This window comes from Isoptericola sp. NPDC019693, from assembly GCF_044389085.1.
GTDB lineage: Bacteria > Actinomycetota > Actinomycetes > Actinomycetales > Cellulomonadaceae > Isoptericola.
Genome location: NZ_JBIRXP010000006.1, coordinates 40,794 through 61,748, shown reverse-complemented (window position 1 = coordinate 61,748; position 20,955 = coordinate 40,794). Strand labels below are relative to the sequence as shown.

At 75.2% G+C, this 20,955-nt stretch carries 24 protein-coding genes; 13 read left to right on the top strand and 11 right to left on the bottom strand.

The features are described from left to right. The first annotated feature begins 40 nt into the window (after positions 1-40). A complete protein-coding gene (locus ACH436_RS17125; protein ID WP_430561404.1) occupies positions 41-643 on the top strand; it encodes a TetR/AcrR family transcriptional regulator in 603 nt (200 codons plus the stop codon). A 20-nt stretch (positions 644-663) separates the two neighbouring features. Here the strand turns inward: ACH436_RS17125 and ACH436_RS17120 are convergent, their stop codons facing one another. After that, on the bottom strand, positions 664-1,548 hold the full coding sequence (locus ACH436_RS17120) for a sugar phosphate isomerase/epimerase family protein (RefSeq protein WP_430561403.1): 885 nt from the start codon (positions 1,546-1,548) through the stop codon (positions 664-666). A 130-nt stretch (positions 1,549-1,678) separates the two neighbouring features. Here ACH436_RS17120 and ACH436_RS17115 point away from each other — a divergent pair, with 130 nt between their 5' ends. Together ACH436_RS17115 and ACH436_RS17110 are read left to right on the top strand one after the other, a co-directional pair. Continuing rightward, a complete protein-coding gene (locus tag ACH436_RS17115; RefSeq protein WP_430561402.1) occupies positions 1,679-2,335 on the top strand; it encodes an HAD family hydrolase in 657 nt (218 codons plus the stop codon). A gap of 25 nt (positions 2,336-2,360) precedes the next feature. Further along, a complete protein-coding gene (locus ACH436_RS17110) occupies positions 2,361-3,353 on the top strand; it encodes a phosphotransferase family protein (protein WP_430561401.1) in 993 nt (330 codons plus the stop codon). Positions 3,354-3,372: 19 nt separating this feature from the next. On the opposite strand, the gene ACH436_RS17105 is transcribed toward ACH436_RS17110, so the two are convergent. Then, positions 3,373-4,215 carry a GAP family protein gene (locus tag ACH436_RS17105; RefSeq protein ID WP_430561400.1) on the bottom strand — a complete coding sequence of 281 codons (843 nt, stop codon included), beginning with the start codon at positions 4,213-4,215 and terminating at the stop codon, positions 3,373-3,375. A 122-nt stretch (positions 4,216-4,337) separates the two neighbouring features. On the opposite strand from ACH436_RS17105, the gene ACH436_RS17100 reads away from it, so the two are divergent. Next, entirely contained in the window at positions 4,338-5,654 is a 1,317-nt protein-coding gene (locus ACH436_RS17100) for a sensor histidine kinase (protein ID WP_430561399.1), read from the top strand. Beyond that, on the top strand, positions 5,654-6,358 hold the full coding sequence (locus tag ACH436_RS17095; RefSeq protein ID WP_430561398.1) for a response regulator: 705 nt from the start codon (positions 5,654-5,656) through the stop codon (positions 6,356-6,358). The genes ACH436_RS17100 and ACH436_RS17095 overlap by 1 nt, the downstream gene beginning before the upstream one ends. Positions 6,359-6,415: 57 nt before the next feature. On the opposite strand, the gene ACH436_RS17090 is transcribed toward ACH436_RS17095, so the two are convergent. From ACH436_RS17090 to ACH436_RS17075, 4 genes are all read right to left on the bottom strand, one after another. Next, a complete protein-coding gene (locus ACH436_RS17090) occupies positions 6,416-7,282 on the bottom strand; it encodes a carbohydrate kinase family protein (protein WP_430561397.1) in 867 nt (288 codons plus the stop codon). Positions 7,283-7,317: 35 nt separating this feature from the next. Beyond that, complete coding sequence (locus ACH436_RS17085; RefSeq protein ID WP_430561396.1) at positions 7,318-9,276, bottom strand: NHL domain-containing thioredoxin family protein; 1,959 nt, start codon at positions 9,274-9,276, stop codon at positions 7,318-7,320. Between the two features lie 106 nt (positions 9,277-9,382). Beyond that, a complete protein-coding gene (locus ACH436_RS17080; protein WP_430561395.1) occupies positions 9,383-9,604 on the bottom strand; it encodes a hypothetical protein in 222 nt (73 codons plus the stop codon). A gap of 90 nt (positions 9,605-9,694) precedes the next feature. Beyond that, positions 9,695-9,940, bottom strand: a complete 246-nt coding sequence (locus ACH436_RS17075; RefSeq protein WP_430561394.1) for a hypothetical protein — start codon at positions 9,938-9,940, stop codon at positions 9,695-9,697. Positions 9,941-10,018: 78 nt separating this feature from the next. Between ACH436_RS17075 and ACH436_RS17070 the strand changes: the two genes are divergently transcribed. Further along, positions 10,019-10,777 (top strand): cation diffusion facilitator family transporter, encoded by a 759-nt coding sequence (locus tag ACH436_RS17070; protein WP_430561393.1) that lies wholly within the window; start codon positions 10,019-10,021, stop codon positions 10,775-10,777. Positions 10,778-10,816: 39 nt separating this feature from the next. Here the strand turns inward: ACH436_RS17070 and ACH436_RS17065 are convergent, their stop codons facing one another. Continuing rightward, positions 10,817-11,272 carry a ribonucleotide reductase stimulatory protein gene (locus ACH436_RS17065; RefSeq protein WP_430561392.1) on the bottom strand — a complete coding sequence of 152 codons (456 nt, stop codon included), beginning with the start codon at positions 11,270-11,272 and terminating at the stop codon, positions 10,817-10,819. A gap of 200 nt (positions 11,273-11,472) precedes the next feature. Here ACH436_RS17065 and ACH436_RS17060 point away from each other — a divergent pair, with 200 nt between their 5' ends. After that, positions 11,473-12,312 (top strand): aldo/keto reductase, encoded by an 840-nt coding sequence (locus tag ACH436_RS17060; RefSeq protein WP_430561391.1) that lies wholly within the window; start codon positions 11,473-11,475, stop codon positions 12,310-12,312. Between the two features lie 89 nt (positions 12,313-12,401). Here the strand turns inward: ACH436_RS17060 and ACH436_RS17055 are convergent, their stop codons facing one another. After that, complete coding sequence (locus ACH436_RS17055; RefSeq protein ID WP_430561390.1) at positions 12,402-13,262, bottom strand: ABC transporter permease; 861 nt, start codon at positions 13,260-13,262, stop codon at positions 12,402-12,404. Continuing rightward, positions 13,259-14,221: an ATP-binding cassette domain-containing protein gene (locus ACH436_RS17050; protein WP_430561389.1), complete on the bottom strand. Its 963-nt coding sequence runs from the start codon at positions 14,219-14,221 to the stop codon at positions 13,259-13,261. The genes ACH436_RS17055 and ACH436_RS17050 overlap by 4 nt, the downstream gene beginning before the upstream one ends. A gap of 121 nt (positions 14,222-14,342) precedes the next feature. Between ACH436_RS17050 and ACH436_RS17045 the strand changes: the two genes are divergently transcribed. The 3 genes from ACH436_RS17045 (at position 14,343) to ACH436_RS17035 (ending at position 16,076) form a co-directional block, all read left to right on the top strand. Beyond that, entirely contained in the window at positions 14,343-15,119 is a 777-nt protein-coding gene (locus tag ACH436_RS17045; RefSeq protein WP_430561388.1) for a TetR/AcrR family transcriptional regulator, read from the top strand. Positions 15,120-15,186: 67 nt separating this feature from the next. Further along, positions 15,187-15,459 carry an HPr family phosphocarrier protein gene (locus ACH436_RS17040; protein WP_430561387.1) on the top strand — a complete coding sequence of 91 codons (273 nt, stop codon included), beginning with the start codon at positions 15,187-15,189 and terminating at the stop codon, positions 15,457-15,459. After that, positions 15,456-16,076: a vitamin K epoxide reductase family protein gene (locus ACH436_RS17035; protein WP_430561386.1), complete on the top strand. Its 621-nt coding sequence runs from the start codon at positions 15,456-15,458 to the stop codon at positions 16,074-16,076. Before ACH436_RS17040 ends, ACH436_RS17035 begins: the two co-directional genes overlap by 4 nt. Before the next feature lie 18 nt (positions 16,077-16,094). Here the strand turns inward: ACH436_RS17035 and ptsP are convergent, their stop codons facing one another. Then, positions 16,095-17,777 carry a phosphoenolpyruvate--protein phosphotransferase gene (gene ptsP / locus ACH436_RS17030; protein WP_430561385.1) on the bottom strand — a complete coding sequence of 561 codons (1,683 nt, stop codon included), beginning with the start codon at positions 17,775-17,777 and terminating at the stop codon, positions 16,095-16,097. Between the two features lie 394 nt (positions 17,778-18,171). On the opposite strand from ptsP, the gene ACH436_RS17025 reads away from it, so the two are divergent. Then, positions 18,172-18,969, top strand: a complete 798-nt coding sequence (locus ACH436_RS17025) for a GntR family transcriptional regulator (RefSeq protein ID WP_430561384.1) — start codon at positions 18,172-18,174, stop codon at positions 18,967-18,969. After that, positions 18,966-19,430, top strand: coding sequence for a PTS glucose transporter subunit IIA (locus tag ACH436_RS17020; RefSeq protein WP_430561383.1), 465 nt, complete (start codon positions 18,966-18,968; stop codon positions 19,428-19,430). The genes ACH436_RS17025 and ACH436_RS17020 overlap by 4 nt, the downstream gene beginning before the upstream one ends. Before the next feature lie 179 nt (positions 19,431-19,609). Here the strand turns inward: ACH436_RS17020 and ACH436_RS17015 are convergent, their stop codons facing one another. Further along, positions 19,610-20,650 carry a hypothetical protein gene (locus tag ACH436_RS17015; RefSeq protein ID WP_430561382.1) on the bottom strand — a complete coding sequence of 347 codons (1,041 nt, stop codon included), beginning with the start codon at positions 20,648-20,650 and terminating at the stop codon, positions 19,610-19,612. A gap of 70 nt (positions 20,651-20,720) precedes the next feature. On the opposite strand from ACH436_RS17015, the gene ACH436_RS17010 reads away from it, so the two are divergent. Next, positions 20,721-20,924: a hypothetical protein gene (locus ACH436_RS17010; protein ID WP_430561381.1), complete on the top strand. Its 204-nt coding sequence runs from the start codon at positions 20,721-20,723 to the stop codon at positions 20,922-20,924. Positions 20,925-20,955: the final 31 nt, after the last annotated feature.

Genomic DNA, 20,955 nt, shown 5'->3' with positions numbered 1-20,955 from the left:
GCGTCCCGAGGTGCTGACAACGGATGCCTATGATGTCAGCATGCCCAAGATCATCGGGAAGAGCCTGCACGAGCACCGCCAGATGACCCGGCACAAGCTGTTCACCGCCCTGTCGACGCTGATGTCCGAGCGGGGATTCGACTCCGTGACGCTGGCCGACATCGCGACGGCGGCCGGTGTCGGCCGCACCGCCGTCTACAACCACTTCCCCGACAAGGAAGCGCTGCTGCTGGGGTTCATCACCCACGAGACCGAGCAGTACGCGCAGACCCTGGAGCGGGCCCTCGCCGAGGTGGACGACCCCGTCGAGCAGCTCCGGACGTACATCCGCCAGCAGGCCCAGCTCACCCGCGTCTTCCACCTGGCCCCCGGCCCGGACCTGCGCACGGTGCTGTCGCGCACCACGCAGGCACGGCTGCGCGAGCACGCGGAGATCGTCGAGTCCATCCTCAAGCGCATCCTGCGCGCCGGGGTCGCGGAGGGCGAGTTCCCCGAGCAGGACATCGAGCCGACCGTGCAGCTGGTCAACGCGTGCCTGTCCGGCCGCCTCATCCCGGACGACCCTGCCGCGCGCGAGCGCGCGATCCGCGCCACCGAGGCGTTCGTGCTGCGGGCCGTCGGCGCCCGCGTCGTCGCGGCCTGACCCCCGCGCCGGCCGGCGGTCTACCAGGCGTCGGCGGGCAGGTGGTGGTGCTCCGGCGGGGGCGGCTGGTACGGCTCCGGCTCCGGGGCGAGGTGCGCCCGCGCGAACTTCAGCGCCGCCTGCAGGTCGGCGTGCCGCTCGCTCGCGGTGCGCGCCTTGCGCGTGGAGATCTCGACGACGACGTCCCCCGCGTACTCGCGCCGCGCCAGCTCCTCCAGCACCTTGTCGCACGCCATGTCACCGCGGCCGGGCACCATGTGCTCGTCGCGACCCGACGCCGTGCCGTCCGCGAGGTGCACGTGCCGCAGCTTGTCGCCGAAACCGTGCACCAGCGCGAGCCCGTCCTGGTGGGCGATCGCCGCGTGGGAGAGGTCGAGCGTGACGGCGTCGTAGTCGTGGTCGGCGGGGTCCCAGCCCGGCAGGTAGGCCTTGAGCTCGCGGTCGCCGCGGGACCGCGGCTTCCACGGGTACATGTTCTCCACGGCGACCGTGACCCCGCCGGGGCGGTGGAGGCTGGCCTCGTTGAGCTCGTGCACGAGCTCCTGGAACTGCCGCGCGTACTTGTACTGCCACCGGAACGGCGGGTGCACGACGACCGTCGGCGCCCCGAGCTCGCCCGCCATGTCGACCGCCCGCCTGAGCTTGTCGGCGGGCGACCGGCCCCACACCCGCTGGCTGACCAGCAGCGTCGGGGCGTGCACCGACCGGACGGGCACCCCGTGGTGGTCGGCCAGGCGCCGCAGCTGCGCCGGGTCCTGCGTGGCCGGGTCCGACCACACCATGACCTCGACGCCGTCGTACCCGAGCTCGGCCGCGACCTCGAACGCGAACGCCGCTCGGCGCGGATACACCGAGGCGGTCGACAGCGTCACGGGGACTGCCTGTGCTGCGCGCGGTTCGGCCATGCTCCGCACGATAGCCGCCACGACTGGACGCACGCTGACAACCTGCTGTCCTCGGCCCCGCGCCGCCGTTCCTGACGTGACCGGTGGGCGACCGTGGGGCGACAGGTCGGTGGCCGGTAGGGTCGCGGGCATGGTGCGTGCGGTGGTGTTCGACGTCGGTGAGACGCTGGTCGACGAGACCCGGATCTGGACCCGCTGGGCCGACCGGCTGGGCGTGCCCGCCCTGACGTTCCTGGGCGTCCTCGGCGGGTGCGCGGCCCTCGACCGGTCGCACCGGCACGCGTTCGAGATGGTGCGGCCCGGCCTCGACGTCCCGGCCGAGATCGAGCGGTGGGCCGCGGACGACCCGACCGGCCTGCGGGAGAACTTCGACGCCGACGACCTCTATCCGGACGTGCGCGAGGCGCTCGCCGCGCTGCGCGCCGCCGGGCTCACCGTCGTGGTCGCCGGGAACCAGCCGCCGCAGGCCCGTGCCGCGCTCGAGGCGATGGACCTGCCCGTGGACGCGATCCGCACGTCCGACGAGTGGGGCGTGCAGAAGCCGGACCCGGGGTTCTTCACCCGGGTCGTCGAGCTGACCGGCGTCCCCGCGGCCGAGATCGCGTACGTCGGAGACCGGCTCGACAACGACGTGCTGCCCGCCGCCGACGCCGGCATGGTGCCGATCCTGGTCCGCCGCGGGCCGTGGGGCTTCCTGCACGCCGAACGGCCCGAGGCGGCGCGCGTCACCGTCGTCGACTCCCTCCTCGAGCTGCCCACGGTGCTGGCCCCCGTGCCGAGCACCTGAGCCGCCCTCCGCTACGCTCACGCGCGTGCTGACGAAGACGACGGTCACCGACGACCAGGTCGCGGCGCTGGTCGCGCCGCTGGGCCGCGCGGTCCGGGTCACGCCGCTCAGCGGCGGCCTGTTCGCGAGCGTGCTGCGTGCGGACCTCGACGACGGACGCCGCGTCGTGGTCAAGGTGACCGGTGCGGACACGTCGCGCCTGCTGCGCTACGAGCACGGCGTGCTGGGCACGGAGGCGGCCGTGGACCGGCTCGCCCACGCGACGGGGCTGCCGGTGCCGCAGGTGCTGCACGTCGACACGACGCGCGCCCACGTGGACGGCGACGCGCTCGTCACGACGTTCCTCGCCGGCGACCTGTGGCGCGGCCTCGAGCTGGACGACACGGACGCCGCCCGGGCCCGGCGCTCCCTCGGCGCCCTCATGGCCGGTTTCCACCGGATCACGGGCGACGAGTTCGGCTACCCCGCGCCCGAGTCGGGGCTCTCGGCCCCGTCGTGGCCGGACGCCTTCCGCGCGATGGTCGACGCCGTCCTCGACGACGCCGACCGCTGGGACGTGAGCCTCCCGGCCGCCCGCCTCCGCGCCGCCGTCGAACGCCACCACGACCTGCTCGCCTCCGTGACGGTCCCCCGCCTCGTGCACGCCGACCTGTGGGAGGGCAACCTCCTGCTCGACCCCGCCGACCGCACCGTGGCGGGTGCCATCGACGCCGAGCGGGCGCTATGGGGCGACCCCGTGTTCGAGCTGGTCGGCGCCGACCAGCTCGGCGCGGGGGCGGTGGACGCCGACCTCCTGGCCGGGTACCGCGACGCCGGCGGCGACCTCGGCGTCGGCGACGGGGAACCCGGCTCGGGCGACCCCGACGCGTGGCGGCGGCTGCGGCTGTACCGGGCGTACTTCGCCTGCCTCCTGGTCGTGGAGATCGTGCCCCGCGCCTACACCGGCGAGTGGGCGACGGGGCACGACCGCGCCGCCCGCGCCAACCTGGCGCGGGTGCTCGACGAGCTGGGCGCCTGACCGGCCGTGCCCCCGGGCGTCAGGCCCATCCCAGCCGGCCCACGGCGTTGAGCGCCAGCAGCACGCCCAGGATGCCGAGCACCCAGCCCGTCATCTCGGCGGCGTTCTTGGTCAGCCACCGCTCCAGCCGGGCCAGGACCGGCTCGACGCGACGGGTGAACGCGAGCCGCGCCCCCAGCAGGAGCAGCGCCGGCAGCACCATGACCACGCAGTACGCGGCGAGGACGCCGAGGCTCGTGCCGGTGCCCAGGTCCGACGTCGTGAGGAGCCCGATGGCCGCCAGGTACGGCAGCATCGTCCCGACCTCGAGGGCCACCGCACCGAGCGCGAGCCCCAGCAGCGGCAGCAGCGACGCGTTCGGCGCCGCGACCGTCGACGTCGGCGCGGGCAGCAGGCCCGGCACCGCGGCCTCGGGCGCCGTCAGGCCCGCGCCGGCCGCACCCGCCTCGATGCCCATGGCCCGCGCCCGCCAGCGCACCAGCCGGCCCGGCTTCGCGCCGTCCCGGGCGGCCCGCGCCTCGGCCTTCTTGCCGTCGAAGCGCCAGCTGATCGCGAACAGGAAGACGCCGAGGGCGAGCTGCAGCAGCATCACCGGGCGCGAGTCCAGCACGTCGCCGTAGCGGGACAGCAGCGCCCCGGCCCCGAGCATCACCGCGACCCCCACCGCGAGGTAGAAGCCCGCGACCGTGCCGAGGTAGGCCAGGAGCCGCGCCGGTCGGGGGCGGCCCGGCGCCATGAGCAGCCACACCGGGATGAGCAGGGTGCCGAAGCTGGTCGAGTCGATCAGCGCGAGCACGACGAGCGCGCCCGCGAGCACGCCGAGGCCCGCGCCCTCCAGGCCGCCGAGGTCGATGAGGTCCATGCCATCGATCCTCGCGGCGCGCCCTTGCACCGTCGTCCCCCGAACGAGTGATCCTGCGACGCCCGCCCCGGGTACACCCTTCGACCGATCCCCCGCGCGGTTCCCTGTGCTGGGATGGAGCCGTGACGCCCGACCGCCCCGCGCCCACCCTCGTGGGGAGGGCCGTGCGCCGGTGGCGCGGCGACGACCGGCGGCGCGACGCCACGACCGCGGTCACGCTCTTCCTGCTCGGCTGGCTCCTCCTCGAGGTCGGCCTCGTCGACGTGTACACCTGGAACCCGCCGCTGACCCCCGAGCCCGAGCTCTGGTGGCGGGTCGCGCTGCTGGGGGTGGGGTGCGCCCTCACGCTCGCGAAGCGGCACCGGCCGATGCTGGCCCTCGCGGGCGGCGTGCTCGTGACGGCGCTCGACGTCGTCTGGGGCGGCAGCCTCGCGGTCATGCTCGTGCTCTGGGACCTGCTGTACGCGGCGGCGATGTGGTCGGGACCGACGGCGCGCCGATGGCTCTGGGGGACGGCGATCGTCGTGGCCGTGGGCGGGGCGATCGTCGTCGGGGAGGCGACCCAGGACGTGCGGATGTTCGTCTACGGCGGCCTCCAGTTCGGCGCGATCCTGCTGGTGCCGATGTGGTGGGCCGACAACGTGCGGCAGAAGTCCGAGCTCGCCGAGCTCGAGCGCGCCCGTGCGGACGAGGCCGCGCGGACTGCGGAGCTCGAGCGCGAGCGCGCCGCCGACCTCGCGCGGATCGCCGAGCTGGACCGGCACGAGGCGGTGCGCGCGGAGCGCGCGGCGATGGCGCGCGACCTGCACGACGTCATCGCCTCCCACCTGTCCACCATCGCCATCCACTCCGGGGCCGCGCTCAGCACCCCGCCGGACGCCGCGCGCGACCGCGGCGCGCTGGAGCAGGTCCGCACGAGCGCGGTCGCGTCGCTCACGGAGATGCGGTCGATGATCGAGCTGCTGCGCGCCGACGCGCCGCGCGACCCGCTCGCGGCGCCCGGGCGGCTGGACCGGCTGGACGACCTGCTGGGCTCCGCCCGGTCCGCCGGCACCTCGGTGACGCTCGACGACGAGGACGGCGTCGCCAGGGCGGACCTGCCCGCCGCCGTCGGGCACGCGCTGCACCGCATCGTGCAAGAGGCGCTGACCAACGCGCGCAAGCACGCACCGGGGGCGCCCGTGACGGTGCGGCTCGCCCGGGAGCCGCAACCCCGCGGCGCGGTGGTGCTGGAGGTGCGCAACGCGGCGCCGCCGGCGGGACACGCCGAGCCGGCGGGAGCGGCCGGGATGCCCCTCAGCGCCGGGACGGGGATGCTCACCATGCGCGAGCGGGCGGAGGCGCTGGGCGGCGCGTTCGAGGCCGGGGAGACGGACGACGGCGGCTGGCACGTGCGGGCGCGCGTCCCCGCCGCCGCGGAGAAGGGGAGCACGACCTGATGTCCCACGACGACGCCGGACCCGCGGGCGGCACGGCCCGCGTGCTGGTCGCCGACGACCACGCGGCGATCCGTGCGGGCCTGCGCCTGCTCCTCGACGCGGCGGCCGACGTCGAGGTCGTGGGCGAGGCGGCCGACGGGGACGCGGCCGTGGCGAACGCCCGCGCGCTGCGGCCCGACGTCGTGCTCATGGACCTGCGCATGCCCGGCACGGACGGGATCGCCGCCACGCGCGCCATCGCCGCCGAGGGCCTCGCGGACGTGCTGGTGCTCACCACGTTCGACCTGGACGAGTACGTGGACGGCGCCCTGCGTGCGGGGGCCGCCGGGTTCCTGCTCAAGACGGCGGAGCCCGCGGCCCTCCTCGACGCCGTGCGCCGGGTCGCGGCCGGGGACGGCGTGCTCGCGCCCGAGGTGACGCGCCGCGTGCTGGCACAGCTCGCGGGCACCACCGCGCCAGCGCCCGGCCGCCCCGACCTCGGTGCGGCGTCGCGCCCCGCCGACCCCCGCCTCGCGGACCTCACGCCCCGCGAGGTCGACGTCCTCGGCGCGCTGGGCCGCGGCCTGTCCAACCAGGGCATCGCGGACGAGCTGGTCATCACGGAGGCCACCGCCAAGACCCACGTGTCGCGGGTGCTGGCCAAGCTGGGCGTCGTGTCCCGGATGCAGGCGGCGATCGTCGCGCGGGACACCGGCCTGGCGTGACGCCGACCTGACGCGGTGTGCCGGGCGGCGTCGTCGCCCGCGCGACACGCCGACGTGTCAGCCGGCCGGGGCGAGGCCCGGGCTGCGCACCACGCGCGCGGCGTGGGCCGCGGCCGCCGCGAGCGCCTCGGCGAGGCCCGCGCCGCGCAGGTGCGCGTCGAGGAAGCCGGCGAAGAAGCCGTCGCCCGCGCCGTTGGTGTCGACGACGTCGTCCACCCGCTGGGCGGGCACGTCGACGAAGCCGTCGGCGGTGAGGGCCGTCGCGCCGCGGGCGCCGTGCGTGCACACGACGAGCCGAGCCCCGGCGTCGAGGCGCCCGGCCATGAAGGAGCGGTGGTCGGGGAGCCGGTCGGAGCTGAGGAACACGTGCGTGCCGGCGTCCGCCCAGGGGCGGTGGAACGCGGTGACGCCGTCGTAGTCGTGCAGGTCCACCCACACGTCGCGCCCGCGCTCCGCCGCCGCGGCGAGCACCGGGACGGAGTGCGCGGCGAGGTCGACGACGACGGCCGCGGCGGCGTCCACGGCCGCGAGCGTCGCGTCCCAGCCGGGACCGGTGGGGGCGACCTCGCCGGGCGCGCGCAGGTAGACGGACAGCCGCCCGCCGCCGGGGTCCATGAGGTTGAGGTGGCTCTCGGTGCGCCCGTCCGGGGAGGGCTCGGCGAGGAGCCGCACGCCGGCGTCGTCGAGCACGCGGCGCACCCGCGCGCCCTCGTCGTCGTCCCCGAGCACCGTGCGCAGCACGACGCCGCGGCCCAGGCCGGCGAGGTTGAGCGCCTTGCCGGCGGAGGTGCCGCCGACGGTGTCGTACGCGCCACGCGCGAAGACGGTGTGCGGCGTCGGCTCGGGCAGCGCGTCGAGGTGCACGATGCGGTTCCAGGACGCGGGACCGGCAACGAGGACGTCGCCCGTGCGGGGTGCGGTCACGCCGGAACCCTAGGCTCCCGGGGGCACCGCGCAGGTCAGCCGCGCAGGGGGAGGCTCAGCGTCGCGTCGCCGCCGGGCGTGACGCGCACCGGCACGCCCCAGTCCTGCTGCGCCAGGTGGCAGGCGGGGAAGAAGTCCTCCGGCTCGCCGTCCGGGCCGAGGGGGGCGGTGTCGGGCGGGAGGTCGCACGACGCGGCCTTCGCGGTCACGTGCAGCACGCCCTCGGCGACGTCCGGGTTGAGCACCAGCACGCGGGCCAGGTCGACGCCGTCGCCCGCGCCGTCGAGCAGCAGCTCGGGCGGGGTGGCGCTGACGCGCAGCTCGGTGGACGGGCCCCAGCGGTCGTCGAGCTTCTGGCCGGGCGCGGGCACGAACGGCACGTCCAGCCGCAGCTCGCCGGGCGCGACCTCCGTGGCCGGGCGGGCCGTGCGGTGCGCACCGCCGTCGAGCACCTCGCCGGCGACGTCGGCCGGCAGCGCGACCCGCGTCAGCCGGTGCGCGGCGGACTCCACGACGAGGAGGCGCACCCCGCCCTCGGACGCCTCGACGAGCACGTCGCTCGGCTCCGCGAGGCCCGTGGCGAGCGTCGTCACGGTCCCCGCCGCCGGGTCGTACCGCCGCAGCGCGCCGTTGTACGTGTCGGCGACGACGACGCTCCCGTCGGGCAGGGAGGTCACGCCCAGCGGGTGCTGCAGCAGCGCCTCGCCGGCCGCGCCGTCGCGGTGGCCGAAGTCGAACAGGCCCTGCCCGACGGCGGTGGTGACGGTGACCGTGCCGCCGTCGGCCGGCTCGACGCGCCGCAGCGCGGACGTCTCGGCGTCCGCGAGCCAGAGCGCGTCGGCGGCGGCGCGCCCGCTCGCCGGCGCCAGCCCGGACGGCTGCGCGAACCAGGCCTCGGCGCCCGGCCCGTCCTCCAGCCCCTCGTTCATCGTGCCGGCCAGGATGGCGACCGTCCCGGCGAGCGGGTCGAACGACCAGAGCGTGTGGTTGCCGGCCATCGCGACGACGAACGTCCCCAGCCGCGGCGACCACGCCACGTCCCACGGCGAGCTGAGGCGCGCGGCGGTGGCGGGGTAGGTCGCGGCCGGGTCGAACGCGGCGGTCGAGCCGACGACGTTCTCCTGCCCGCCCACCATGAACTGCTCCCCGGTGCCCGCGACGGTGCGCACGCGGCCGGTCGCCAGGTCGACGCCCCGCAGCGCATGGTTCACGGTGTCGGCGACGAGGACGTCGTACCCCAGCGCCGGTCGCAGCTCGTCCGGGACCCGGCACAGGCCGTTCGGCTCGCTGAACCGGGCCTCGTCGGGGACCGCGTCGCCGCGGGAGTCGACGAACCCCCGCTCGCCCGACCCGATCCGCCGCACGAGCGTCTCGCCGTCGGGCCCGAGCTCGGCCAGCGAGTGGTGGCCGGCGTCCGCGACCAGCAGGTTCCCGGACGGCAAGGCGACCACCTTGGCGGGGAACCGCAGCGTGCCCGCCGCCGGGGCAGGCGGCACGTAGGGGCCGTCGCCGCGGTGCAGCGTGCCCTTCGCCTCGTGCTCGGCGACCAGCTCGTCGACGATCGCCTCGATCGCCGAGGCGTGGCCCTCGCCCGCCATCTGCGCGACGACGTACCCCTCGGGGTCCACGACGACGAGCGTCGGCCAGGCGCGGGCCGTGTACGCGCCCCACGTGACCAGCTCCGGGTCGTCGAGGACCGGGTGGTGCACCTCGTACCGCTCGACCGCGGCGGCCAGCGCGGCCGGGTCCGCCTCGTGCGCGAACTTGGGCGAGTGCACGCCCACGATCACCAGCTCGTCGCGGTGCCGCTCCTCCAGCTCGCGCAGCTCGTCCAGCACGTGCAGGCAGTTGATGCAGCAGAAGGTCCAGAAGTCCAGCACCACGACCTTCCCGCGCAGGTCCGCGAGGGACACGTCGCGGCCACCGGTGTTGAGCCAGCCGCGGCCGACCAGCTCGGAGGCGCGGACACGGGGCAGGCGGGAGGAGGAGCTCACCCCGCCATTCTGCGCGGTTCACGGCGTCCTCGGTGCGGGATCCGTCGCGTGATCGTGCGCACACCGGCCGGCGTCGGCCGGCCGCCGACGTCGCCGTCCCCGGCGTTCAGAGCGCGGTGACCGCGCCGACGACCGTGACCTGCACGGGGACGCCCTCGACCTGGGGCGGCACGTCCTTGCGGGCGCGGACGGAGACGACGTTCACCTGCAGCACCCAGTCCGTGTCGTCCCCGCGCTGGGCGAGCCCGACGCCCCGCACCCCCTCGACGCTCTGGAGCGCCTCGCGCAGCGCGGGCTTGGCGGCGCGCGCCTCGTCGATCGTGACCATGAGACAACCACCTCCGGTCCCCCCATTGTGCTCCTGCCGGCACCGGAGCCCCAGCCCGGACGCCGTGACCTGCGTCCCGCGGGCACCCGCCTAGCGCACGGTCGGCCCCTCGACGTCCACGGGGCCGTGCGGCGACCGCCGCTGGATGCGCAGGTCGAGGGTGCTCCGCGACGTCGGAGCGACCGAGAGCTGCGCCTCCCCCTCCCCGGTGTCGATGGCGCGCACGTGCAGGTGCCCGTCCTTGAGCTTGAGCGCGAACTGGTTCGCCCCCGAGACGAACCGCACCTCGCGGTCGTCGTCGATCACCGTGGGGCCCAGGGGGAGAGTCTTCGCCATGCGTCCAGCATCGCCGATGGCGGCGCCCTCCTCCACACCCCTGGTCGACGGTACAGGCTTCCGTGTACCTTCGAGCCTGTGACCGCCCTCCCGCTCCGCCCCGTGCCGCCCGCGCGACGCGCCCTGCTCGAGCGCCGCGTGCGCTGGATCGTCGGCGCGACGATCGCCTACAACGTCGTCGAGGCCGTGGTGGCGATCGCCGCGGGCCGTGCGGCGTCGTCGGCCGCTCTGGTCGGGTTCGGCCTGGACTCGGTGGTCGAGGTGCTGTCCGCGGCCGCGGTCGCGTGGCAGTTCGCGGCACCGGACCCGCACCGCCGCGAGCGCGTCGCGCTGCGCCTCGTCGCGGTGTCGTTCTTCGGGCTGGCCCTGTTCGTCACGGTCGACGCCACCCGTGCGCTGCTCGGCGCGGCCGAGCCGGACCACTCCCCCGTCGGCATCGTCCTCGCGGCGGCCAGCCTCGCCGTCATGCCGTTCCTGTCGTGGGCCGAGCGGCGCGCGGGCCGCGAGCTCGGCTCGGCGTCCGCCGTCGCCGACTCCAAGCAGACCCTGATCTGCATCTACCTCTCCGCGGTGCTGCTCGTCGGCCTGCTGCTCAACGCCACGCTCGGCTGGACGTGGGCCGACCCGCTCGCCGCGCTCGTCATCGCGGGCTTTGCGGTGAAGGAGGGCCTCGAGGCGTGGCGCGGCGACGCGTGCTGCACGCCGGTCGGCGCGCTGCTCGACGACGGGAGAGACGACGGGAGAGACGACGGGAGAGACGACGGGAGGGACGACGCCGGAGGGTGCCAGGACGGGTGCTGCGCACCCCCGGACGGCGGGGCGGCGGGTCCGCGCTGACCGCCGGCGGCGTCCGCGACGCCGGGCCACCCCGCCGGGTCAGGCCGGCACGCGGTCGTGCTCGTCGCGGAGCCGGGCGTCGAGGTCGGCGAGGACCTGCCGCGCCTCGTCGACGTCCCACCGGGTGCCCTGGAGCTCGAACTCGAGCAGGACGGGGCGGCCGGACGCCCGCGCGACCTGCCGCGCCGCCGCCTGGTAGTGCGCCCCGAAGTTCCGGTTGCCGGACCCCATGACCCCCACCAGCCGACGCCGCGTCACGGGGTCGCGCAGGAACCGGCGCACCGGCTCGGGCAGCGTGTCGTTGTCCGGGTTGCCCGTCTTGTACGACGGCGTCACCAGCACCCAGGGGCCGGCCGGCACGGACCGGCGCACCGCGCGGTCCCCGAGGTCGTGGACCGGGCGGCCGAGCCGCTCGCAGAACTGCCGCACCATGCCCGACGCGGACGACGCGAAGTAGACCTCGACCTGGTCGGACGGTGCCTGCTCGGACGACATCGGGCCTCCTCACGGGGCGGCCGTGGCGGCCGCCGGGACGACACCCCCAGCGTGCTCCCGGCCACCCCCGCCCGGCGACCCCTGCCGCGATGGGATCGATCACGCCACGTCGTCAGCACCCGCCGCACGAGGTCGGGGGATCCGCACGCCGGTACGGGACGGTCGCGCGACGCCAGGCCGTCCGGGACAAGATGGGTGACATGAGCACCGAGATCCCGTCCCTGCCCCTGAACAACGGCACGTCGATCCCGCAGCTCGGCTACGGCGTCTTCAAGGTCCCGCCGGAGGAGACGCGCGAGCTGGTGCTGACCGCCCTCGAGGCGGGGTACCGCCACATCGACACCGCGCAGATGTACCGCAACGAGCGGGGCGTCGGCGAGGCCATCGCCGCGGCCGGGCTGCCGCGGGACGACCTCTTCGTCACCACCAAGCTGAACAACGCGTTCCACGAGCACGACGCCGCGCTGGAGGCGTTCGACCGGTCGCTCGAGGAGCTCGGCCTCGACCACGTGGACCTGTTCCTCATCCACTGGCCGCTGCCCGCCGTCGGCCGGTTCGTCGAGGCGTGGGGCGCGCTCGAGGAGCTGTACCGCTCGGGCCGCGCCCGGGCGATCGGCACGTCGAACTTCCAGCCGCACCACCTGCGCCGCGTCCTCGCCGAGGGCACCGTGGTGCCCGCCGTCAACCAGGTGGAGATCCACCCCTGGTTCGGCAACGAGGAGGTCCGCGCGTTCGGCGCCGAGCACGGCATCGTCACCGAGGCCTGGTCCCCGCTCGGCCGCGGCCGCGTGCTGGAGGACCCGACCCTGGCGCGCATCGCCGCCGAGCACGAGCGCACCCCCGCCCAGGTGGTGCTGCGCTGGCACGTGCAGCGCGGCGACGTCGTCTTCCCCAAGTCCGCGACGCCGTCGCGCATCCGCGAGAACCTGGAGATCTTCGACTTCGAGCTCTCCGGCGACGACATGGCCGCCATCACCGGCCTCGACCGCGGCGAGCGCATCGGCTCGCACCCGGACGAGATGAACAACACCGGCCGCTGAGACGGCGTTGTGAGCGCAATTTCGGGGACAATCCGCTGCCGGATTGTCCCCGAAATCGCGCTCACAACGCTCCAGGGCGACGGCCCGGGTCAGACGGAGCGGCGGGTGGCGCGGATGCCGACCAGGAGCCCGACGGCGCACGTGGCGGCCGCGGCCACCACGCCCCACAGGACGGCGCTGTCGGCAAAGGTGCCGCCGAACAGCACCCGTTCGGCGTCGACCATGTAGGTCAGCGGGTTGAACCTCGCCGCCGTCTGCATCCACGACGGGCCGGCCTCGAGCGGCAGCATCATCCCGGACAGGATGAGCAGCGGGAACAGCAGCGACTGCTGCACGCCCCAGAACAGCCACTCGCGGTTCTTCGACGCCAGCGCCAGCGCGTGCGAGAGCGCCCCGATCCCGACGCCGAAGACGCCGAGCAGCACGAGGCCCGCGAGCGCGGGCAGCACGTGGAACGTGAACCCGAACGGGATGCACACGGCCGCGATGAGGAGCCCCTGCACCAGCAGCGGCGCGAACTCCTTGAGCGCCCGGCCCACGAGGATGGCCGACCGGTCCAGCGGCGTGGCGAGCACCCGCTCGTAGGAGCCGGTCATGATCTCGTACAGCAGGTTCGAGCCGGTCATCGACGTGCCGAACAGGGAGATCATGACGATCACGCCCGGCACGAACCACTGCAGGGTGTCGGCGGTGCTGGCTCCCGCGCCGCCGACGCCGCCCATGCTGCCCCCGAACGCCCCGGTGAGCAGCGGGCCGAAGAGCCCGAGGAAGATCAGCGGCTGCAGCAGCGAGAAGATCAGCGTGAACGGGTCGCGCAGCACCAGCAGGATCTCGCGGGTGAAGACCGCCCCGGTGTCGTTGACGAACTTGCCCGGCCCGGTGCGGGTGACGATCCGCGGGGCGTCGTGCCCGGTGGTCGCGGGGGTGGTGGTCCGCGTCTGCTCGGTCATGCTGCCGCCTCCTCGCGCAGGCTCCGGCCGGTGAGGTTGAGGAACACGTCGTCGAGGCTCGCCTGCCGGGCGCTCGCCGCCGTGGTGGTGATGCCGGCCACGCGCAGCGCCTCGATGACCGTCGGCAGCGCCTCGGCGCCCTGCGCGGTGCGGACCCGCACCCGCAGGCCGGCGTCGTGCGGCGCGAGCTCCACGTCGCCCAGGGCGTCGGGCAGCGCGGCGCGCACCGCCCCGCCGTCGTCGGTGGCGACCACGACGGTGAGGGTGTCGTCGGCGTAGCGGCGCTTGAGGGCGTCGGGAGCGGCGTCGGCGATGATCTCCCCGTGGTCGATGACGACGACGCGCTCGGCCATGCTGTCGGCCTCGTCGAGGTAGTGCGTGGTGAGCACCACGGTCATCCCGTAGCGCTCGCGCATCGCGGTGATGTGCTCCCAGAGGTTGGCCCGCGAGTGCGGGTCGAGCCCGGTGGTGGGCTCGTCGAGGAACAGCAGCGGCGGGTGGTTCATCAGCCCGAGCGCGACGTCGAGCCGGCGGCGCTGGCCGCCGGACAGCGACTGCACCGACCGCTTCTCGAGCCCGCCCAGCTCCAGCGCGGCCAGGAGGTCCGCCGCCCGATCCTTGTAGACCTCCGGCGAGAGGCCGTAGAAGCGGCCCTGGTTGTGCAGCTCGTCGACCACCTTGTAGCTGAACCCGCCGCCGTTGCCCTGCCCGATGAAGCCCAGGCGGGCCCGCACCTGCGCCGGGTGCGCGACGACGTCGTACCCCGCCACGGTCGCCTCGCCCGCCGTCGGCTCCAGCAGGGACGTCAGCATCCGCAACGTCGTCGACTTGCCGGCCCCGTTGGGCCCGAGGAAGGCGACCAGCTCGCCCTCCGCGACGTCGACGTCGATCCCCTTGACCGCCTCGACGGTCTCCTTGCGACGGCTGAACGTCTTGGTCAGCCCCCGTGCTCGAATCATGGCCGCTCCCCTTCCACCCCGGTCTCTCGTACGCTGTACTGGAACTAGTCTCGACTCTAGCCAGGGGGTCCGACAAGGCCTGCGGGCCGGTCGGACGGCAGGGGTGAAAGGATGACGAACCATGTCGAGCACCTCGCCCCCACCGCCGGACGACGGCATCCCCCGCCCGCCCGAGGTCGTGCGTCGGCTGGCACTCCTGTGGGACCCGCCGCAGCCGTCGGGCCGCGGCCGCCGGGCTCGCCTCACGCTCGACGACGTCGTCGGGGCGGGCACCGCGATCGCCGACGCCGACGGGCTCGAGGCGCTCTCGATGCGCAAGGTCGCGGCGCGGCTCGGCGTGGGGGCGATGTCGCTCTACACGTACGTCCCGGGGCGCACCGAGCTGCTGGACCTCATGATCGACCGCGCGTTCGCCGAGCTCGAGCTGCCGCCCGCCACCGCGCCCTGGCGCGAGGGCCTGGCCGCGTACGCGCGCGCCCACTGGGAGCTGTTCCAGCGCCACCCGTGGATCCTGCAGACCACCATGTGGCGCCTCCCGCTGACCCCGTCCGTCCTCGACGCGCAGGAGTGCGGGCTGCGCACCCTCGTGGACACCGGCCTGGCCGAGCGCCAGGTGGTGGAGATCGTCGGGCTGGTGGACGCGTTCGTGCGCGGGCTGGCGCGCTCCACCGTCGCCGAGTCCGCGGAGAAGGACGCGTCGGGCCAGAGCAACGACGAGTACTGGACCTCGATGAGCAGCTTCTGGGTGGACCACTTCGACCCGCGGCGCTACCCCACCATGCAGCGCATCTGGGACTCGGGCGGCTTCGACGCCGAGGCCACGCCGTTCGACGCGTCGCTGGAGCGGCTGCTCGACTCCGTGGGCATGGCGATCGACCGGGCGCGCGACGCGCGCTGACCGGCTTCCCTTGCGCCGCCGCCGACCCTACGATGAACTGGTCCAGACCACCGTCCCGGAGGGCTCCATGGAACGCACCGTCGTCGTCGCCATCACCGAGGGGCTGCACGCCCGGCCGGCGGCGCTCTTCGCGCAGAAGGCCGGTCAGCAGCCGGTGCCGGTGCAGATCGCCAAGACCGCCGGCGGGGACACCGTGGACGCCGCGAGCGTCCTCGGGATCATGACCCTCGGCGCGTCGCTCGGCGACGAGGTGGTGCTGCGCACCGAGACCGACGACGACGCCGCCACCACCGCGCTCGACGCCCTCGTCGAGTTCCTGTCGCGGGACGCGGTGGCATGACGGACCGGCCCGCCCGGCCGAGCGGCTTCTTCCACTCGGCCGGTTGGTTGTTCGGCGAGATGCTCGTCGGGGCGCTCGTCGGCCTCGTCGCGGCGTTCGTCCTGTCCGTCGACGCCGTCGAGCTCGCGGCGAACCCCGAGGCGGCCCTCGCGTGCGACATCAACGCCGTCGTCTCGTGCGGCGCGGTCGGCACCTCCTGGCAGGCCAGCCTGTTCGGCTTCCCCAACGCGTTCCTCGGGCTGGTCGCCGAGTCGGTGGTCATCACCGTGGCCGTGGCCGGTCTGGCCGGGGTGCGGTTCCCGCGCTGGTTCATGACGGCGGCCCAGACCGTCTACCTGCTGGGCCTCGTCTTCGCGTACTGGCTCTTCTACCAGTCGATGTTCGTCATCGGCGCGCTGTGCCCGTGGTGCCTGACGATCACCGTCTCCACGACGCTCGTCTTCGTGTCGATGCTGCACTGGAACATCCTCGAGGACAACCTCTACTGGCCCGCGCGGGTGCAGTCCTGGGCGATGTCGCTGGTGCGCTCCGGAGCGTTCGGCATCCTCATCGCCGCCTGGTTCCTGCTGCTGGCCGCCGCCGTCCTGCTCAAGTACGGCACGGCCCTCTTCGCCTGATGCTGGGAGCGGTCCGCGTCAGAGGCCGAGGGGCTCCAGGACGTCGGCCAGCTCGCGCCGGGCGGCGGAGCGGGCCGCGTCGGCGTCCGGCTGCTCGAGAGCCACGCGGGCGAGCTCGCGGCACCGCGCGAACGTGACCTCGGCCAGCACCGCCGCGACGTCGGCGATCGCGCGCGGCGTCATGGACAGCGACGTGACGCCCAGGCCCACGAGCACGGGCGCCAGCACGGCGTCGGCCGCCGCCTCCCCGCACACGCCGACGGGCCGGCCGTACGCGTGCGCGCCCTGACACGTGGCGCGCACCAGCTCGAGGACGGCGGGCTGCCAGGACGTGGACAGCGTGGCGAGGTCGCCGAGCATCCGGTCGGCGGCCATCGCGTACTGCGTGAGGTCGTTGGTGCCGATGCTGCCGAACGTGGCGTGCTCGAACACCCAGCGCGAGCGCAGGGCCGCGGCGGGGACCTCGATCATCGCGCCCGACCGGCCCAGCCCGCGCGCCTCGCAGGCGGCCGCGAACGACCGCGCCTCGTCGGCGGTGGTGACCATCGGCGCCATGACCCAGACGTCGGCGGACTCCGCCTCGGCCGCCGCCGCGATCGCCTGCAGCTGCCGGTCCAGCACCTCGGGGTGCCGGACGGCGGTGCGCAGGCCGCGGACGCCGAGCGCGGGGTTCGGCTCGTCGTCCTCGGTCACGAACGGCAGCGGCTTGTCCGCGCCGGCGTCGAGGGTGCGCACCACGACCTTGCGGCCGCCGAACGCCGCAAGGACGCCGCGGTAGGCGGCCACCTGCTCCTCGACGGTCGGCTCGACGTCCCGCCCGAGGAAGCAGAACTCGGTGCGGAACAGGCCCACCCCCTCGGCGTGCGCGGCGACGGCCGCCTGCGCCGCGCCGGGGTCGGCCACGTTGGCGAGCAGCTCCACCCGGTGCCCGTCGGCGGTACGGCCGCGCCCGTCGAACGGGCGCTCGACACGCACGGCGTGGCGCGCCGCCTCCGCCTCGGCGTCCGACGGGTCGCGCAGCACCGTGCCCGCGGCCCCGTCGACCACGACGGTCTCGCCGTCGGCCAGGTCCTCGGCCCCGCGCACCGCGACGACGGCGGGGATGCCGAGCGCGCGCGCCAGGATCGCCGTGTGCGAGGTGGGCCCACCGCCGCTGGTGACGACGGCGACGACCGCCTCCGGGTCCAGGGTCGCCGTGTCCGCGGGGGCCAGGTCGTCCGCGACCAGCACGAAGGGGTGCCCCGGCGACGGGACGCCCGGCGGGCGCACGCCGGTGAGCTCGGCGACGATGCGGTCGCGCACGTCACGCACGTCGCGGGCCCGCTCGCTCAGCGGGGGGCCGAGCTGCTCGAGCTGGGCCGCGAGCGCGTTCGCGGCGTCCCACACGGCACGCTCGGGGGTGGCCGCGGCCTGGCGCACGCGCCGCTCGGCGTCGACGGCCAGCGTGGGGTCCGCGGCCATCGCGGCCGTCACGGCGAGCACGTCCGCCGCCGTGCCCGTGGCCTGCGCCGCCTGCGCCTCGAGGCGGTCCCGGACGGCCGACGTCGCGGCGCCCAGGCGCGACACCGCGTCGTCGGCTCCGGAGACGCCGGACGCGTCGAGGGCCACCACCGGGGGCTCCGGGACGGGGGCCGGCATCGTCACGACGACGCCGGCCGCCCGGCCGGGGCTCACCGGGGCGCCGGTGAGGATGCTGCTCATCAGACCGAGCCCTTCTCCTTCGCGGACCCCGCGTCCCGTCGGACGGGGTACCGGACGTGGCGGCCACGGCCGTGGTCGCCCTCTGGCCCGCCGCGGCCTGGTCCCCGACGACGGCCGCCGCGGGCGTCAGGGTCATCCTCGCGGCCCGAGGGCCCGACCTGCCACCCCGTGACGCCCGGTGTCGCGCCGCCAGGGTCCCGGCGCTCGACGCAGGCTGCCACGTGCAGGTTGTCTGGACCACTTGCAGGTGGAGTGGTCTAGACCTCATGATGAGTCCACCTCGGCCGCTGCCGAGGAAGCGCCGCACGGGGGGCGGGCGGGACGCCCGATACTGGTGCGGATGTCGCACACCACGCAGATCGAAGCCGATCGCAGGGCAGGACGGGACACGCGGATGGTCAGGGACGGCGCTCGCTCCGGGGAGCACAAGTACCTCGCGGTGCGCGCGTTCCTCGCCGACCTCGTCACGAGCGAGCTCGCCGTCGGCGACGCGATCCCCTCCGAGCGCAGCCTCACCGAGAAGTTCGGGGTCTCCCGCATGACGGTGCGGCAGGCGATCGACGCCCTGGTGACCGAGGGGGTGCTGGAGCGGGCGCAGGGCCGCGGGACGTTCGTCGCCCCGCCGCGCGCCGACGTCGGGATGCGGCTGACGACGTTCGGCGAGGAGGCCCGCCGCCTGGGCCTCACCCCCGGCGCCACGGTGCTGCGGAGCGAGCAGCGGCCCGCGCCCGCCGCCGTCGCCGAGGCCCTGGACCGCGAGGTCGGCACGCCGGTCCACCACGTGGTGCGGCTGCGCACCGCCGACGGCACCCCGATGAGCGTCGAGGAGTCGTGGGTCCCCGTCGACCTCGCCCCCGACCTGCTGGACGACGGCGTCCCCGAGAGCCTCCACGCCGCGCTGCGGGAACGCGGCCTCGACCCCACCTGGGGCGAGGAGGTCATCACGGCCGCGGACGCCACGCCGGAGGAGCTCGAGGCGTTGCAGATGCGCGGCTCTCGCGCCGTCATGCGCACCGTGCGGCGCACGTTCGGCGGGGACGCCGCCGTCATGTTCACGCGCGCCACCTACCGCGGCGACCGGTACAGCGTCGTCGTCCCCCTGCGCGAGGCACGGCCCACGCCGGTCCCCCGCACCCGGACCGCCGACGGCGACGCCCGGCCCGGACGCATCCCCGAAGGGAGCTCTCGATGAGGACAGCGCTGACGGTGCTCGCCCCCGTCGCCGGCACCGTCGTCGACATGGCCGCCGTGGACGACCCGGTGTTCTCGGCCGGCATGGTCGGCCCCGGCCTGGCGATCGAGCCCGACGGCGTCCGCGGGGGCGAGGCCGTCTCGCCGATCACGGGGAGGATCGTCAAGCTCCACCCGCACGCGTTCGTCGTGCAGCACGACGACGGGCGCGCCGTCCTGGTGCACCTCGGCATCGACACCGTGCAGCTCGGCGGCGCGGGCTTCACGACGCACGCCTCCGAGGGTGACGTCGTGCAGCGAGGCACCGTCCTGGTCACCTGGGACCCGGCGGCGGTGCGCGACGGCGGGAGGTCCGCCGTGTGCCCCGTCGTCGCGCTCGAGGCCACGCCCGACGCCGTCGCCCGCCTCGCGCAGGTCGGCACCACGATCGAGCACGGCGACGACCTGCTCGCCTGGGGCTGACCTCACGCCGAGGTCGTTCGAAAATCAGCGAGGTAGTCCGAAGACCGGCGAGGTAGTTCAGAAATCGGCGAGGTAGTTCGCACGACCACGAGACAGGGACTACCTCGCCGATTCTCGAACTACCTCGGCAAGACTGGAACTACCTCGGCGATTTCTGAACTACCTCGGCAGATCTGGAACTACCTCGGCGGTCGGGCGAGGGTGACGCCCAGGGCCTCGAGGACGACGTCGACCGGGTTGCAGTAGGTCAGGCCCGTGCCGTCGGAGCCGCCCGTCTCGGAGCCGGCGAACAGCAGGCCGAGCGCGACGCCGTCCTCGCGGTAGACGAGCGAGCCGGAGTCGCCGCCGCGCGAGAACGTGCCGCCGACGCCCTCCACCTCGATCTGGTTGTCGAACGACAGGGCGCCGAGCTCGTCGCCGTAGCCGACGACGACGTCGTCCATCTCGATGGCCGTCACCCGCCCCTGCGTGAGCGACGTGGTGCGGCCGATCTTCGCCACCGCCTCACCGCCCACCGCGACGGCGGTGGTGGTCACCGCACCCACGGGGTAGGTCGGGTCGGCCTCGATCCCGTCGTCGAGGAGCGCGAGGGCGGCGTCCACCGTGGCCGGCACGCCCGGCGCCAGCGGGACCACCTGCGCGAGCGTGCCGACGCGGTCCTCGGGCGCGCGGCCACCGTCGGCCGGGCCCGGCTGCACGACGACGTCCCCCACCCGGGCGGACGGCGACCCCGCCAGGACGTGGAAGTTGGACAGCACGTACCGGGCCCGGTCGTCCGAGCCGTCCGCCTTCGTCACGAGCGCGCCGAGCGTGCCCGCGGTGACGTCCACGTGGGCGATCGAGACCCCGGGCCGCAGCGGCCGCACCCGGTCGGTCTCCCCCAGGGCGCGCGCCGTGGCGACCGGCGGGCGGACCTGCGCGGCGAGCGTCCGGATGCGCCCGGTGCGGCGGACGTCGACGGCGTCGCCCGCCTCGGCGGCCAGCTTGCGCACGAACGACCGCGCCGTCGGGACCCCGAGCCGGTAGCGGACCGCGATGCCGTACGCGCCGTCGCCCTGGGGCGCGAGACCCAGCGACAGGGTGGGCGCGCGCACCACGTCCGCGGGGGTCGCGCCGTCGCCGACCGCGTACGGGCTGGCGGGCACGCCGTGCCGTTCGGCCAGGTCACGGGCGAAGTCGCTGAGCTGGGCCTTGGTCTCGCGCGCCTGGGTGAGGTCCATGCGGCGAGTCTGGTGCAGGCCTGTGACACACCGCGTGTCACAAACCGGCGAGTCGGGCATCCCTCCTCGCGTGAGACCTGCTCCAGCCCTGCTCGCGCCCGACTTCGACGACGTCCGCCGTGCCCTGTCCTGGGCCCTCGACCACGACCTGCCCGCCCTCATCGAGCACCGGCAGGTCGCCCACCTGGGCACCGCCGCACGGCGGCGCGCCGACGTCCTCCTCGTGCTGCGCTGGCAGCGCGCCGCCGCCCGCTGCCCGGGGCTGCTGGCCTGACCAGGCGGGCTGGTCAGGCAGGCTGGTCCGG

Excerpts from the sequence above, each read along its gene's own strand:
- ACH436_RS17125 (WP_430561404.1), top strand. The coding sequence starts at position 41 with ATGCCCAAGATCATCGGGAAGAGCCTGCACGAGCACCGCCAGATGACC.
- ACH436_RS17120 (WP_430561403.1), bottom strand. The coding sequence starts at position 1,548 with ATGGCCGAACCGCGCGCAGCACAGGCAGTCCCCGTGACGCTGTCGACC.
- ACH436_RS17115 (WP_430561402.1), top strand. The coding sequence starts at position 1,679 with ATGGTGCGTGCGGTGGTGTTCGACGTCGGTGAGACGCTGGTCGACGAG.
- ACH436_RS17105 (WP_430561400.1), bottom strand. The coding sequence starts at position 4,215 with ATGGACCTCATCGACCTCGGCGGCCTGGAGGGCGCGGGCCTCGGCGTG.
- ACH436_RS17095 (WP_430561398.1), top strand. The coding sequence starts at position 5,654 with ATGTCCCACGACGACGCCGGACCCGCGGGCGGCACGGCCCGCGTGCTG.
- ACH436_RS17080 (WP_430561395.1), bottom strand. The coding sequence starts at position 9,604 with ATGGTCACGATCGACGAGGCGCGCGCCGCCAAGCCCGCGCTGCGCGAG.
- ACH436_RS17075 (WP_430561394.1), bottom strand. The coding sequence starts at position 9,940 with ATGGCGAAGACTCTCCCCCTGGGCCCCACGGTGATCGACGACGACCGC.
- ACH436_RS17065 (WP_430561392.1), bottom strand. The coding sequence starts at position 11,272 with ATGTCGTCCGAGCAGGCACCGTCCGACCAGGTCGAGGTCTACTTCGCG.
- ACH436_RS17060 (WP_430561391.1), top strand. The coding sequence starts at position 11,473 with ATGAGCACCGAGATCCCGTCCCTGCCCCTGAACAACGGCACGTCGATC.
- ACH436_RS17055 (WP_430561390.1), bottom strand. The coding sequence starts at position 13,262 with ATGACCGAGCAGACGCGGACCACCACCCCCGCGACCACCGGGCACGAC.
- ACH436_RS17050 (WP_430561389.1), bottom strand. The coding sequence starts at position 14,221 with ATGATTCGAGCACGGGGGCTGACCAAGACGTTCAGCCGTCGCAAGGAG.
- ACH436_RS17045 (WP_430561388.1), top strand. The coding sequence starts at position 14,343 with ATGTCGAGCACCTCGCCCCCACCGCCGGACGACGGCATCCCCCGCCCG.
- ACH436_RS17040 (WP_430561387.1), top strand. The coding sequence starts at position 15,187 with ATGGAACGCACCGTCGTCGTCGCCATCACCGAGGGGCTGCACGCCCGG.
- ACH436_RS17035 (WP_430561386.1), top strand. The coding sequence starts at position 15,456 with ATGACGGACCGGCCCGCCCGGCCGAGCGGCTTCTTCCACTCGGCCGGT.
- ptsP (WP_430561385.1), bottom strand. The coding sequence starts at position 17,777 with ATGAGCAGCATCCTCACCGGCGCCCCGGTGAGCCCCGGCCGGGCGGCC.
- ACH436_RS17025 (WP_430561384.1), top strand. The coding sequence starts at position 18,172 with ATGGTCAGGGACGGCGCTCGCTCCGGGGAGCACAAGTACCTCGCGGTG.
- ACH436_RS17020 (WP_430561383.1), top strand. The coding sequence starts at position 18,966 with ATGAGGACAGCGCTGACGGTGCTCGCCCCCGTCGCCGGCACCGTCGTC.
- ACH436_RS17015 (WP_430561382.1), bottom strand. The coding sequence starts at position 20,650 with ATGGACCTCACCCAGGCGCGCGAGACCAAGGCCCAGCTCAGCGACTTC.